Source organism: Nonlabens sp. (assembly GCF_965657255.1).
Taxonomy (GTDB): Bacteria; Bacteroidota; Bacteroidia; order Flavobacteriales; family Flavobacteriaceae; genus Nonlabens.
This window is the reverse complement of sequence record NZ_CBFHNM010000007.1, coordinates 57,162-70,821: the sequence shown is the minus strand read 5'-3', so window position 1 is coordinate 70,821 and position 13,660 is coordinate 57,162. Positions and strand designations below refer to the sequence as shown.

Annotated in this window: 13 protein-coding genes; 7 read left to right on the top strand and 6 right to left on the bottom strand. The window is 35.3% G+C overall.

Annotated elements, in window-relative coordinates; genetic code table 11:
- Positions 1-35: 35 nt before the first annotated feature.
- The gene (purK, locus tag ACTF54_RS09405; RefSeq protein WP_347201969.1) at positions 36-1,178 is read right to left on the bottom strand and encodes a 5-(carboxyamino)imidazole ribonucleotide synthase; all 1,143 of its coding nucleotides are present in this window, start codon (positions 1,176-1,178) and stop codon (positions 36-38) included.
- Positions 1,179-1,336: 158 nt separating this feature from the next.
- On the opposite strand from purK, the gene ACTF54_RS09400 reads away from it, so the two are divergent.
- Together ACTF54_RS09400 and obgE are read left to right on the top strand one after the other, a co-directional pair.
- Positions 1,337-2,440, top strand: a complete 1,104-nt coding sequence (locus ACTF54_RS09400; RefSeq protein WP_347196880.1) for an adenylate kinase — start codon at positions 1,337-1,339, stop codon at positions 2,438-2,440.
- A 174-nt stretch (positions 2,441-2,614) separates the two neighbouring features.
- Positions 2,615-3,622, top strand: coding sequence for a GTPase ObgE (obgE, locus tag ACTF54_RS09395; RefSeq protein WP_347196879.1), 1,008 nt, complete (start codon positions 2,615-2,617; stop codon positions 3,620-3,622).
- 119 nt (positions 3,623-3,741) lie between these two features.
- On the opposite strand, the gene ACTF54_RS09390 is transcribed toward obgE, so the two are convergent.
- Together ACTF54_RS09390 and ACTF54_RS09385 are read right to left on the bottom strand one after the other, a co-directional pair.
- Complete coding sequence (locus tag ACTF54_RS09390) at positions 3,742-4,185, bottom strand: DUF1569 domain-containing protein (RefSeq protein ID WP_438969220.1); 444 nt, start codon at positions 4,183-4,185, stop codon at positions 3,742-3,744.
- Positions 4,186-4,195: 10 nt separating this feature from the next.
- Positions 4,196-5,518: an exo-beta-N-acetylmuramidase NamZ family protein gene (locus ACTF54_RS09385; protein WP_347196877.1), complete on the bottom strand. Its 1,323-nt coding sequence runs from the start codon at positions 5,516-5,518 to the stop codon at positions 4,196-4,198.
- Here ACTF54_RS09385 and ACTF54_RS09380 point away from each other — a divergent pair.
- Positions 5,469-6,734 (top strand): ABC transporter permease, encoded by a 1,266-nt coding sequence (locus ACTF54_RS09380; protein ID WP_347196876.1) that lies wholly within the window; start codon positions 5,469-5,471, stop codon positions 6,732-6,734. The genes ACTF54_RS09385 and ACTF54_RS09380 overlap by 50 nt on opposite strands.
- A 20-nt stretch (positions 6,735-6,754) precedes the next feature.
- Positions 6,755-7,171 (top strand): hypothetical protein, encoded by a 417-nt coding sequence (locus ACTF54_RS09375; RefSeq protein ID WP_438969219.1) that lies wholly within the window; start codon positions 6,755-6,757, stop codon positions 7,169-7,171.
- Between the two features lie 84 nt (positions 7,172-7,255).
- Here the strand turns inward: ACTF54_RS09375 and ACTF54_RS09370 are convergent, their stop codons facing one another.
- From ACTF54_RS09370 to ACTF54_RS09360, 3 genes are read right to left on the bottom strand one after another with little or no spacing between them, the layout of a single operon-like run.
- Positions 7,256-8,077 carry a DNA/RNA non-specific endonuclease gene (locus tag ACTF54_RS09370; RefSeq protein WP_438969218.1) on the bottom strand — a complete coding sequence of 274 codons (822 nt, stop codon included), beginning with the start codon at positions 8,075-8,077 and terminating at the stop codon, positions 7,256-7,258.
- A complete protein-coding gene (locus ACTF54_RS09365; protein WP_438969217.1) occupies positions 8,078-9,181 on the bottom strand; it encodes an ABC transporter permease in 1,104 nt (367 codons plus the stop codon).
- On the bottom strand, positions 9,181-11,337 hold the full coding sequence (locus tag ACTF54_RS09360) for a carboxy terminal-processing peptidase (RefSeq protein ID WP_347196872.1): 2,157 nt from the start codon (positions 11,335-11,337) through the stop codon (positions 9,181-9,183). Before ACTF54_RS09360 ends, ACTF54_RS09365 begins: the two co-directional genes overlap by 1 nt.
- Before the next feature lie 123 nt (positions 11,338-11,460).
- Between ACTF54_RS09360 and surE the strand changes: the two genes are divergently transcribed.
- The 3 genes from surE to lpxB are packed head-to-tail and all read left to right on the top strand — an operon-like array spanning position 11,461 to position 13,650.
- On the top strand, positions 11,461-12,243 hold the full coding sequence (gene surE, locus ACTF54_RS09355) for a 5'/3'-nucleotidase SurE (protein WP_347196871.1): 783 nt from the start codon (positions 11,461-11,463) through the stop codon (positions 12,241-12,243).
- Positions 12,233-12,538 (top strand): hypothetical protein, encoded by a 306-nt coding sequence (locus tag ACTF54_RS09350; RefSeq protein WP_347196870.1) that lies wholly within the window; start codon positions 12,233-12,235, stop codon positions 12,536-12,538. The genes surE and ACTF54_RS09350 overlap by 11 nt, the downstream gene beginning before the upstream one ends.
- Positions 12,535-13,650: a lipid-A-disaccharide synthase gene (gene lpxB, locus ACTF54_RS09345; protein WP_438969216.1), complete on the top strand. Its 1,116-nt coding sequence runs from the start codon at positions 12,535-12,537 to the stop codon at positions 13,648-13,650. Before ACTF54_RS09350 ends, lpxB begins: the two co-directional genes overlap by 4 nt.
- The last annotated feature ends 10 nt before the right edge of the window (positions 13,651-13,660 follow it).

Here is a 13,660-nt window from a genome sequence, read left to right as displayed (position 1 = left end):
ATAACATTACATCAATACATTATCATACTTGAAAATTACTCCGCAACAACTCTAATTCTACCCTTGACTTTTTCAGCAAGTTCACGAGCAGCAACGACATCGCTAGCTACAACGGTAACATGACCCATTTTTCTAAAAGGTCTGGTTTCTTTTTTACCATATATATGTGGTGTAACACCTGGCAAAGCGAGAATATCTTCTATACCATCATAAATAACTTTTCCTGTGTGGCCTTCTTCTCCTACCAGATTCACCATAACGCTGGCAACCGTGCTTTCTGTTGCTCCTAATGGTAAATTACAAACACATCTTACATGTTGTTCAAACTGGTCAGTTATAGCGCCTTCAATAGAATAATGTCCAGAATTATGAGGTCGCGGCGCCACTTCATTAACAAGCAATTCACCAGTTTTAGTCAAAAACATTTCTACAGCAAGTAATCCCACGTGCTCAAATGATTCTGAGACTTTTAAAGCCAGTTCACGGGCACGGTCAGATATATCTAAATTGATACGCGCTGGACAGATGACATATTCTACCTGATTTGCCTCTGGATGAAACTCCATTTCCACTACTGGATAGGTTTTCATTTCTCCATCGTAATTACGTGCAACGATTACCGCCAGCTCCATTTCAAAATCGATCATGTCTTCATAGATACATTCGACCTTTGGTAAGTTGTTCAAATCTTTTGCCTCTCTAATTACTTTAACACCTTTACCATCATAGCCGCCTTCAGCACTTTTCCAGATAAAAGGATAATCTCTTTCATGACTTAGATTAGGTTGGTCATAAACTTCAAAAGCTGCGGTAGCAATTTGTTGATCTTGATAAAAAGATTTTTGGCGTGCTTTGTTTCTTATCAGATTCAAAACTTTCGGACTTGGTGAAACAGCAATTCCTTTATCTTCTAAATCTTGCAAAGCCTGGACATTTACATTTTCTATTTCTATGGTAAGCACATCTACTTGTTCTCCAAATTCCATCACTGCTTCATATTGCATGATGTCACCTTCAAAAAACACATCACATCCTTGAAAAGCTGGCGCAGTATCCTCTTTATCCATTACATAAGTAGCAATGTCCCATTTTCTGGTAGTATAAAGCATCATTTTGCCTAGTTGTCCACCGCCTAAAATACCTAAAGTAAAGTTCGAAGAAAATTGTGTCTGTTTCATATCTCAAAAATAAGGGGATATTTTGAAACCCAACTCTAACTCTAACTAGAATTTCAAAACCTATTTTAAAATTTAGCTTGACTTAACTCAAAGAACCACTGTCAACTGACACTGTCAACTGCTTACTAAATACTATATTTGCAAGAAATTCAACTATTGTGATTAAGATCCACGATCTTTATTTTAAGCCTTTTTTGAGTTCACAAGAAATCGCAGCTGCGATCGATAATCTTGCATACCAGATTAATAGAGACCTCGCTGATAAGAAGCCTATTTTTTTAGGAATTTTGAACGGCAGCTACATGGTTCTTGCAGATCTTACACGCAAGTTTGATCACGAATGTGAGGTTAGTTTTTTAAGAGCCAAAAGTTATGAAGGAACGTCATCAACTGGTGTTGTAAAACTTGGTGACCAATTAGATATTGCTCTATCAGGAAGAACTGTTGTGATCGTAGAAGATATAGTAGATAGTGGATTGACTGTGGTTACGCTTTCGCGAAAGCTACAACAATACCAGCCTAAAGACATAAAGATAGCAACGCTTTTCTTTAAGCCAGATGTATACAGTCAGGATTTGAAAATTGATTATGTAGGGCAAAATATTGAAAATAAATTTGTCGTAGGATACGGCATGGATTATAATAACTTAGGGCGCAATTTGCCCGAACTATATGTACAAACAGAACGTATGAAAAATATTGTCTTATTCGGTCCTCCAGGAGCAGGAAAAGGAACTCAAGCAACTCGTTTAAAAGATAAATACGGACTGGTTCATATCTCTACAGGAGATGTTTTTAGGTATAATATTAAAAATGGAACAGAGTTAGGAACACTGGCAAAGTCCTTTATGGATAAAGGAAATCTAGTTCCTGATGAAGTAACCATAAAAATGCTTAAAGCTGAAGTGGAGAAGACACCAGATGCGCAAGGATTTATTTTTGACGGTTTTCCAAGAACTGATGCGCAAGCAAAAGCACTGGATGAATTACTGGCTTCAAAGAATACTGATATTGCTGGAATGGTAGCTCTTGAAGTAGATGATGAGGTTCTAGTGGAACGTTTACTGGAAAGAGGTAAGGGAAGCGGTCGTGCAGACGATGCTAATGAAGGTGTTATAAGAGATCGTATTTCTGTTTACTATAAGCAAACCGCACCTTTAAAGGATTACTATGCAGCACAGAACAAATATTATGGTGTTGATGGTGTAGGAGAAATGGACGCTATTACAGATCGTTTGAGCGTTGAATTTGATAAGCTTTAGGAGTTAAGTTTTTAAAAAATGTTTAGAGGTTAGTACTCATCCTAGTCCAAATCATTTTAAGAGTGTAAGTGCAACTAGCTTTAAACGAAATTCAAAATAGATTTTTTAAAAATAAATAGGTAGTTTTTAAAACAAATAATTGACAACCTAAAACTGTCAACTGAATATAAAATTATGACTGAAGGAAATTTTGTCGACTATACTAAAGTAACTATCGAATCTGGCCGCGGTGGTAAAGGAAGTACACACCTACACAGAGAGAAGTATATAGATAAAGGTGGTCCAGATGGTGGTGATGGTGGTCGTGGTGGTCATATTATTTTAAAAGGGAATAAAAACTTATGGACATTATACCACTTTAAATACAAGCGACATTTTAAGGCTGCACAAGGTGGTAACGGAGCAAAACAACGTCGTACAGGTAATGATGGAGAAGACATCGTTATAGAACTTCCTTTAGGAACTGTTGTTAAAGATACAGAAACTGGTCAGGTAATTCATGAAATCCTTGAAGATGGTACAGAACATATCATTTGTGAAGGTGGAAAAGGTGGTCGTGGTAACTGGCACTTTAAGACAGCTACTAGACAGACACCTCGTTATGCACAAACAGGAATGGATGGAACAGCATTAGATGTAACTTTTGAACTTAAGATTCTAGCAGATGTAGGTCTGGTAGGATTTCCTAATGCAGGAAAATCGACCTTACTTTCTGTATTAACTTCTGCAAAACCAAAGATAGCAAACTATGAATTCACTACTCTTAAGCCTAATCTAGGAATCGTAGAATATCGTGATTTCAAAACCTTTGTAATTGCAGATATACCTGGAATTATTGAAGGTGCTGCAGAAGGTAAAGGAATAGGACATCGTTTCTTAAGACATATAGAACGCAACTCTACTTTATTATTTCTTATCCCTGCAGATTCTAACGACATCAGTGCAGAATATGATATTCTAGTAAATGAGTTGAGGAAATACAATCCAGAAATGCTAGACAAAGAGCGTTTTGTAGTGATTTCAAAGTGCGATATGCTCGATGAGGAATTGATAGAACAGATGCGCGAAGGACTGGATGAAGAAAGTGCTTTTAATGGTGCTCCATATATGTTTATCTCTTCAGTTTCTCAAATCAATTTAATGCAGCTTAAAGACAGACTTTGGGCAATGTTGAATGAATAAAAGTTTAAATATTTCTTTAAAACAATAGCATTACTTAATCAGTTATCATTACAAATCTATTAGAAATAAATAAAGCCTGAATCATTTAAGATTCAGGCTTTTTGTTTGATTCTACAGTTTTAAATTCCAAACTGCTCAAAGTGATGGTTGAGATGTTTCCATTGCATGATGCCCCATTGCTCTTTGGTGAATTTGCCAAAAACCGGATGAGCCACACGATTTTCATTATCACGATCTTCCCAAAGTTCTTGCATCCATTTTTGTAATTCAGCTTTTTCTTTTTCAAAATCAAAATCGCCAGTACTTCTAAATTCTGGTGGTGTAGGAGCATTCTTCCTAAAAGGCTTAGGACTGTAAAGCATCTTTTTAAAAAGCAGCTTTACCAACCAATTAGGCCTCAAAACCTTTTCAGATTTATTGACTGCTATCTTAAGAGGTTCTTGACAGTGATTGATCATTTGCCCAGCATTCATCTTTCCCCATAGCGGTTGCGATTCTGGTTGAATTTCCTCTAATCTATTTTGTAGCCCTTGATAAGCCTCTGGTTGGAAAAATGATTTCATAGTTTAAGTATTATTCATAGAGCAAGTATTTTACTCTTATTTTTTGATAATCTTCGAGTCCTTTCTTCCAAGTGGCTGCAATTTCCTTTGCGCTCATGCCTTTTTCAATCTGAGCTTGCAGGGTTTCTGTACCAGCGAGCTTAGTGAAAAATGAGTTGAAAAACTTTGATTTGTACGGCGCTTTCGCGAAAGCGTCAACAAGAAAATCTAACTTTAAACGATCAAGTTTTGGGTGCTTTCTTAAATCAACACCATAACATTTCTTACCGTTAAATAATGGGCGTTTTGCACCTACATTAGGCGTAGGAGTGAATTCAAAACCGGTATATTTTACAAGAGATGGAGAGCCATAGACTTGAAATTGCATCTCTGTACCACGACCTACGCTTACATCAGCTCCTTCAAAAAAGCACAGACTAGGATAGAGGTTGATGGATTGATCGTTAGGTAAATTAGGCGACGGCTTGATCGGTATGCTATACGAAGAGTCATGGGTGTAATTCTTGCATTTGACGATTTCTAGATCTGCCTTAAGGTTGTTTTCTAGCCAGTTTTCACCATTAATCATTTTAGCATATTCGCCTATAGTCATGCCATGGACAACAGGAACAGGATGCATTCCTACAAAGCTTTGGTGTTCTTGCTCTAAAATAGGTCCGTCTATATAATGGCCGTTAGGATTAGGTCTATCTAAAAGGATGATTTTTTTATTGTATTGAGCACAGGCTTCCATCACATAATGAAGTGTAGAAATATAAGTGTAGAACCTTGCGCCTACATCTTGAATGTCAAATAAAACGATGTCAACATCTTCTAGTTGTTCTTTAAATGGTTTTTTGTTTTTACCATAAAGAGAGATAATAGGAATGCCGGTTTTTGCGTCTATTCCATCTTTAATGGTTGCGCCTGCATCTGCAGTACCTCTAAAACCATGTTCTGGTGCAAAAACGCGTTTGATATCTATGCCATGTGCAATTAAAGTGTCTACCAGATGTGTGTATCGCACTTTGTCTTTAGATTTCCATTCTTTAGAAACAATGGTATCTCCTGTTTTTACAACGCTGGTTTGATTACCCACTAGAGCAATTCTTTTACCTTTCAATTTTTTTATCCATTGATCCAGTAAGTAGGCTGCCGGAATAGGTTCATTATTATTTGTGGTAATAAGAACATCTTTATAACGTTTTTCTGCTGTAATGATTTTTTCTTCTTTAGGAGAAGTAGGCGAGTTATTGCCACTTACATGAGAATTACAGGAAGTCATTCCTACAACCATAGCGATTATGGTATATTTGAATATTGAATTAGAAAAAGTGAATCTAGAGTATTTCATTGCTAAAAGGGTACAAAGTAGTACGAGCTATAAAAATAGCGTAAGTGCGCCGATTATAAAAATTGCGATAGCAGCAATTGCAATAGGTATTATTGTGATGCTAATCGCTATTGCAACAGGCGTAGGTTTACAAAAGAAAATAAAAGAAAAAGTAAGCGCTTTTAATGGGCACGTTAGTGTGTCACTTTATGATCGTAATAACTCTATTACGACCATTAAACCTATCTCTAGTAATCAAGACTTTTATCCAGATTTTACTGCTGTTCCACAAGTAGATCATATTCAAGCGATCGCTACAAAAGGTGGAATGATACGAACTGCTACTGACTTTGAAGGAATTATTTTAAAAGGAGTAGGACAGGATTACAACTGGCAGTATTTAAATGATTTTTTAATAGAAGGAAATTTACCAGATGTTTCTTCAGATCAAACTTCTTATGATATTTTAATATCAGATGATATTGCAGCTCGTTTAAAATTAAAAGTAGGTGATCAAGCGCCTACTTATTTTATGAAAGCAAACGGTCAGGAACCTATTGCGAGATTTTTTAGTGTTGTAGGTATTTACGACAGTGGCTTAGAAGAATATGATTCTAAGTTTATAATAGGTGACATAAGAAACATACAGCGCATTAATAAATGGGAGGCTGATCAAGTAGGGAAGTTTGAGATTTATATAGACGATTTTGACCAACTTAATGAAATAGGTAGAGAAATCCAGTTAAACACACCATCAGATTTAAATGCACGCACCATTGAACAAGAATTACCAGCTATATTTCAATGGCTTGCATTGTTAGATGGAAATATTTTTGGAATCATAGGGATTATTTTGATTGTGGGAATTATAAATATGATTACTGCATTATTGGTATTGATTCTGGATAGAACAAATATGATAGGTGTACTCAAATCTTTAGGAGCATCTAACTGGACGGTGCGTAAAATATTTCTTTATAATGCTATGAACCTTGTTTTCAAAGGTTTGATAATAGGAAACGTTATTGGTTTGGGAGTGATAGGTATTCAATATTTCTTTAGTCCACTAACTTTAGATCCACAATCCTACCATGTTACAGAGATGCCCGTTTACCTATCATGGTGGCATGTGATAGCCTTAAATATAGGTACATTTGTGGTTTGTTTACTGGCTTTGATTATTCCTACGTTGATCGTTAGTAAAATTAGCCCTGTAAAGGCTATGCGATTTGAGTAAAATTATTTAATTACTTAAAAATGAAATCAAAATTAATTTTAATATCCCTTTCTATTTTGATTTTCTCTTGCAAGCAAGGCAAGGAAAATGAAAAAGCAGTAGAGAAGAATAATTGTGTGATAAGTACTTTAAGTGAAAATAGTCAAATGTACAAGGAAGAAGAGGCAGTTTGTTTTATTGTAAGCCTTTTAGCTGATGATAACGTGACTAAGGATAAAGTTAAAATAATTTTGGAACATGAATTTGAATATATGGATAAGCTCGGTCTAGTTAGCGATTCTAAACCATCTGTCTCACCTGAGCCAGTTGTTATTGATATGGATAAATTAACAGAAAGTATATTTAACGCTAAAGTACTGGACCTGTCTAGAGAACAAATTCGATTGGTGCTAGATTCTGAAACTGATTACTTAAAGTTTATTGGTTTAGCAGAATAGATTGAACTTAGGATATTATGGAATAAAAATTATCTCCGATCAATGATAATTATACATAAGAATATCAAATATAACTCACCTTACTTACCAACCTTTAGAACTATTTTCAGCTTCTAATCGATCCTCAATATGATCTGGAAGTTGATAAAAGAAATCTGTTCCAGTAATTTTCTCAATTTGATCAACGCTAGTAATAAAATCATAGATGGATTTATTAGTGTCTTGATGTGGCATTAGAAAGGCTAACATTTTACCACCATTTAAATCGTTGCGATAAAGAATTTTATAAAACTGTTCTGGTACAGAGACATCTTCAGAACCTATTGATTTTAAACCGTCTTTCAATACGGAACCTGTAATCACATAAACCTCATTATAACGCTTTGCATAATATCTGGTTTTTTGTTCTACAGTATTCCATATTCCAGCATTAAATTCATGGATCTGTGGACTTGTATTTGACGTGAGAAAGGTTTCATCATAAGCCGCTTTAGTAGCTTTTCTGTCTCCAGCAGGAACAAGATGTCCTTTATCATAGCCGCTTTTTTTATAATTGCGCCAGTGTGCAGCCTTTGTTTTTACTTTGTTGTCTATTTCAAAGTAAGGTCTTTTATAATCTTTACTGGTAATGTCAGATGCTCTTAAGATATGTGCGGTCCACTCTGCTTGTTCATGCTGTTCATTGTAAGAAAGGCTATAGGTATGGTGATGGACGATTTGGTTATTTGATTTGGGTAAAAAGTCTTTTCTGGAAAGCGAGCGTATTCCGTCACCATCTACATCATCATTGAGATATGCATCTTGGAAAAAATTTTCTTCATCATTTGTAATCGTGGTGTTATCGTCATAAAAATAATATGCGGCTACACAGCAAAGAACAATAATGGTATAAATAAATTTTCTCATCTAATTTGTTTTAACATCTAGCGCATCGCGTAAGGCATTTCCTAACAACATGAAGGCCATGACTAAAGTCATGATAGCTATTCCTGGTACGATGGCAAGATAAGCCTTGTCTAGAATGATATATTGATAGTGATCTTTAATCATGCTGCCCCAACTAGGCATAGGTGGTTGTGCGCCTAGCCCTAAAAAACTTAACCCACTTTCTATAAGTATAGATGCGGCAAAATTTGCTGCACTTATTACAATTACAGGAGCCATTATATTGGGTAAAATATGTCTTGAAATGATTCTAAAGTTATTAAACCCAAGTGCTCTTGCAGCGGTAACGTACTGGTATTCTTTAGCAACGATCATCTGACCGCGCACGACACGTGCTACTTCTACCCACATCGTTAATCCTACAGCTATAAAAACAGTGAGAAAGCCTTTTCCTAACGCGATACTTATGGCAATGACCATTAATAAAGTAGGAATGGACCAGGTAACGTTTATAAGCCACATGATAGCGGCATCTATTTTACCGCCATAATAACCAGAAATAGCTCCTAATAAAATTCCAATTAGTAATGAAATAAGAACAGCAACAAAACCAATAGAAATACTTATTCTAGTCCCAATCATCATGCGGCTTAAAAGATCACGACCGTATTTATCAGTTCCTAGAAGAAATGTTTTTTCAGTGGTGTAGCTTTCGCGAAAGCGAGATAAGTCCATCCCATCGTCAACAACAAAGTTAGTAGCCACAAAAGGTAATTCTTTTCCATCCACATCAAAAGGTCTATAAGCAATATTACCATTTTCTATTTTTAAATCAGAGAAAGGAACTTCTTCTTTGTTAGATGCTTTTCCATTATACCAATCCCAAAAATTAGTATCTACCTTTTCAGAAGGTAGTTCTAACATATTCACGGTAAATCCCGGAGGTTGTGAATGAATAGAAATATGCATTTGATTTGCATATGGCGTATTGTCTGGAGCGATTACATAAGCAAAAATAGCGATCAACGCATAAAATGAAATCACAGCAAAACTCAAAACGCCCCAGAAGTTTTTTTTGAACTTTTGGAGCGCTAGAGAACGTAATGATGTAGATTTATGAGACATTAATCTTTAACGCTCCATTTAGTTTTATTATCATTTTTTATGTTGTTCATGCGCAAGTCCTTCAATACACTTACCGCCTCGTTTACATAAATATCTTTTTCAAGATTTCTAATCCAGGCTTCTCGTTTATCACCTAAAGCACTATCTGTTTTAACCAATGCTTTTTCATAAGATAGCATATCAAAATTCAGGTTGTTTTTGTAATCAGAAAGAGATTCAAACTTTTCAGTTTGTTTTTCAAGTCTATCTAGTCTTTCTGCATAAGCTGTAAGGTTTAACGGGATATCGTTATCTTCTCTTTGATCACTTAACCATTTTGCATTTTCATCAAGCAACTTGAAGTTAGGGTTTTCATTTACTCTTTTTTGAGCTTTTTCGATAGTTTCTACTAGGTTTGTGTATCCAGTAAATTTTTTATAATCTGCTTTTTCAATCTCATCATAAGGTAAAGGAAATTTTTCATCACGTTCACCTACTTCAATATAACTAAATCTTCCAGGAGTAACAACATCACTTTTTACACCTTCTAACTGTGTGCTACCACCATTAATTCTATAGAACTTTTGAGTGGTTAGTTTTACATAACCTAAATCGCCAAATTGATTATTGCGCACCCATTGATTTAGGTCTTCAAAATTTTGTACTGTTCCTTTACCAAAAGTTTGTGCACTACCTATAATCACAGCTCGATCATAATCTTGTAAGGCAGCAGCAAGAATTTCACTAGCACTTGCACTAAATTCATTAACCATTATTACAAGTGGTCCTTCCCAAAGTATTCTACCACTATCGCTGTCTCTAAGAGTGCGTGTTCTTTTATCTTTTAAGCCTACTTGTACTACTGGTCCTTCTTCAACAAAAAGTCCTGCCATTTCTACAACTTCTCTTAAAGATCCACCGCCATTATTTCGCAGGTCTAGGATGAGACCATCCATGCCTTCAGTCTTTAACCTTTTAATTTCTTCAGCAATATCGTTTCCAGCGGCGCGACCATTTGCATCTTCCATATCAAAATAGAATTTAGGAAGATTGATAAAGCCAAATCGGTATTCATCATCTTCTCCAATAACAGATTTTGCAAAGGTTTCTTCTATTTGTACCACATCTCTAGTAAGCGTAATTTCTTCTATAGAACCGTCTACTTTCTTAAGAGTTAAGATCACGTTAGTTCCTTTAGGTCCTTTAATTAACTCAACGGCATCGCTAATTCTCATTCCTACGATTGAAGTGGCAACAGTGTCTTTTTCTTGTGCGACTTTAAGGATTTTATCTCCTACCTCAATCAGTTCACTTTTCCATGCTGGTCCTCCAGAAATGATCTCTAGAACGCTTATGTAATCCATTTTCTTTTGAAGTCTAGCACCTATTCCTTCTAGCTTACCACTCATAGATGTATCAAAACGATCTTTATTTTGCGGTGGGAAATAGTTAGTATGTGGATCAAAATGGGTGGTAATTGCGTTTATGAAAAGAGCAAAGTAATCCAGACGTTCCACGTCGTCATTATTATCAAAGTTTTCAAGCATTGATTTTTTCATCTCTGCTCTGGTTTCCTTTTCTAATTCTTCAAGACTCTTTTGTTTCTTATCAGGGTTTTCTTTTAATTCTTCTTTTTGCTCTTCTATTTTATCATAATAACTACCTAAAGCAGATAGTTTTAAAATCTTTCTCCAGTGATTTTCGAGTTCTTTTTTATCTTTAGAATAAGCGATCTTTTCATAATCGGTATTGATACGCTCATCAATTGTAAAATCAAAAGGGACTTCAATTAACTCTGCAAATATTTTTTCAGATTCTTCTTGACGTTTTAAGAGTCTTTCATAAGTAAGATTGAATAAATCTACTTTACTATCTCTTATCTGGTCATCTATCAAATATTGATAAGCTTGAAACTCTTCATAATCACTTTGTAAAAAGTATCTTTTACCTGGATCTAGATCTTGAATGTAGTTTTCAAAAATGTCTTTTGAGAATTCATCGGTAAGATCTGCCGGAGAGAAATGATTTCTTTTTAAAACGTGTGATATTAAATTTACAAGTAACTGTTCTTTTTCTTTATCTCCAGGATCTATACTATCATTAGTAAAACTGCAACTTGCGGTTGCCACAAGAAGCGTAAAAACTGCTAGAATAAAATTATTTTTAAGGAAATTCATAAGGATCTTCATTTGTCTCTTTCTGTATATGTAAAAACCGTGCCAATTTAAGTTGGTTAAAGTAAGGCAACATTATTACATGGTACGGCTAATTTACTTAATTTTAACCTCCCAAAAAATCTTATGGAAAATAAAAAGAAACCACTCATTTTAGTAACTAATGATGATGGTATAACCGCAAAAGGAATTAGAACATTAATCAGTATCGCCAGAGAATTGGGTGATGTAGTAGTAGTAGCTCCAGATAGTCCACAAAGTGCTATGGGACATGCGATTACTATAAACGATACACTATATGTAAAAGAGTTTTTACAACATGATTACGATCATAAAGAATATACCACAAGTGGTACGCCTGTAGATTGTGTGAAAATGGCCAGTCATGAAATTCTAGACCGTAAACCAGATTTATGTTTAAGTGGTATCAATCATGGTAGCAATAGCGCTATTAATGTCATCTACAGTGGCACGATGAGCGCAGCAATGGAAGCAGGAATAGAAGGCATTCCTGCTATAGGTTTTTCACTTTGTGATTATAGTCATGATGCAGATTTCTCTCAAGCTAGACATTATGTAAAACAGATCATTGAGCAGGTGTTGGAAAAAGGAATGGCAAAAGGAGTGATTTTTAATGTAAATATTCCCAAAGCTACTAAAGAAGAAATCAAAGGAGTAAAAATATGTCGTCAGGCAAATGCGTATTGGGTAGAAGAATTTGATAAACGCACTAATCCTTATGGTAAAGATTATTACTGGCTTACTGGTAAGTTTGTTAACGACGATAAAGGAGAAGATACAGACGAGTGGGCACTGGCAAATAATTACATTTCTATTGTACCTACACAATATGATTTAACGGCTCATCATTACATAGGAGAACTTAATACATGGGATTTTGGTAAGTAAAATTTTAAAAGGATTTATTTTAGGATTAATTGCAAATTTGATAGGGACTTATTTGTACATCACATTTGTCACTAGTTATGAATTTGAGGAAGCACTTATCGATGGATATAGAGAAGGCTTTTTAGGTAAACTCATAGTTTTAGGAGCCGTATTTAATCTAATACTTTTCTTCTTTTTTCTTACCGGAAAAGTAGGTAAATTTCAAAAGCCTATTCAGCACTATGAAGCACGTGGTGTTTTAATGGCAACTATTATAGCTGGTATTGCCGGTTTTTTACTTAATTTCATAGTATGAAATATTATTTGATTGCAGGCGAGGCCAGTGGTGATCTCCATGGTTCATTACTCATGAAAGAGCTCAAAGAGAAAGATGCAAATGCGCAGTTTCAATTTTGGGGAGGCGATTTGATGCAAGCTCAAGGCGGTAAACTCGTGAAGCACTATAAAGAACTTGCTTTTATGGGTTTTGTAGAGGTGTTGAGTAATCTCAAAACCATTCTCAAAAATATTGGTACGTGTAAAAAAGATATAAAAGCTTTTCAGCCAGACGTTATTATTTATATCGATTATCCTGGATTTAATTTTAGGATTATGAAATGGGCACGATTAAAAGGCTATCGCAATCATTATTATATTTCTCCGCAGATATGGGCGTGGAAAGAAGGTCGTATTAAGGATATTAAAAGAGACGTTGATGAAATGTATGTCATCTTACCCTTTGAAAAAGATTTCTATGAACAGAAACATCAGTTTCCAGTACATTTTGTTGGGCATCCACTTATAGACGCCATTGGCGAACGTGAACAAGTAGACCATATTAAATTTCTAGCAACTTATAACCTAGATGATCGCCCTCTTATTGCGCTTTTACCTGGTAGCCGTAAGCAAGAGATTAAAAAGATGCTTGCGGTCATGTTAGAAATGGTAGATCAATATCCAGACTATCAATTTGTCATTGCTGGAGCACCAGGTCAAGACGAGTCATTTTATAGTAATTATTTGAAAGAATACCCAGTAACACTTGTCATGAATCGCACCTATGATTTAATGAGTCTGTGCCATGCCGCTTTAGTTACTTCTGGTACAGCAACATTAGAGACAGCTCTGTTTAAAGTGCCTCAAGTCGTTTGTTATAAAGGAAGTGCGATCAGTTATAATATAGCAAAACGCATCGTGAGACTAGATTATATTTCACTTGTGAACCTTATAATGGATCAACCAGTGGTAACCGAGTTAATTCAAGCCGACTTTAATAAAAGAAAATTGAAGGAAGAATTAGATCTTATCCTGGATCCTACACAGCGCAACCGCATTTTTGCAGATTATTATGAACTAGAGAAAAAGTTAGGTGGTCTTGGGGCAAGTGAAAAAACTGCTGAATTGATTTATAAAGATATTAAGGAGTAAAACTATTATC

What these genes read in the sequence shown, in the direction of transcription:
- purK (WP_347201969.1), bottom strand. Translation starts at nt 1,178, where the DNA reads ATGAAACAGACACAATTTTCTTCGAACTTTACTTTAGGTATTTTAGGC.
- obgE (WP_347196879.1), top strand. Translation starts at nt 2,615, where the DNA reads ATGACTGAAGGAAATTTTGTCGACTATACTAAAGTAACTATCGAATCT.
- ACTF54_RS09390 (WP_438969220.1), bottom strand. Translation starts at nt 4,185, where the DNA reads ATGAAATCATTTTTCCAACCAGAGGCTTATCAAGGGCTACAAAATAGA.
- ACTF54_RS09380 (WP_347196876.1), top strand. Translation starts at nt 5,469, where the DNA reads ATGGTATATTTGAATATTGAATTAGAAAAAGTGAATCTAGAGTATTTC.
- ACTF54_RS09385 (WP_347196877.1), bottom strand. Translation starts at nt 5,518, where the DNA reads ATGAAATACTCTAGATTCACTTTTTCTAATTCAATATTCAAATATACC.
- ACTF54_RS09375 (WP_438969219.1), top strand. Translation starts at nt 6,755, where the DNA reads ATGAAATCAAAATTAATTTTAATATCCCTTTCTATTTTGATTTTCTCT.
- ACTF54_RS09370 (WP_438969218.1), bottom strand. Translation starts at nt 8,077, where the DNA reads ATGAGAAAATTTATTTATACCATTATTGTTCTTTGCTGTGTAGCCGCA.
- ACTF54_RS09365 (WP_438969217.1), bottom strand. Translation starts at nt 9,181, where the DNA reads ATGTCTCATAAATCTACATCATTACGTTCTCTAGCGCTCCAAAAGTTC.
- ACTF54_RS09360 (WP_347196872.1), bottom strand. Translation starts at nt 11,337, where the DNA reads ATGAATTTCCTTAAAAATAATTTTATTCTAGCAGTTTTTACGCTTCTT.
- surE (WP_347196871.1), top strand. Translation starts at nt 11,461, where the DNA reads ATGGAAAATAAAAAGAAACCACTCATTTTAGTAACTAATGATGATGGT.
- lpxB (WP_438969216.1), top strand. Translation starts at nt 12,535, where the DNA reads ATGAAATATTATTTGATTGCAGGCGAGGCCAGTGGTGATCTCCATGGT.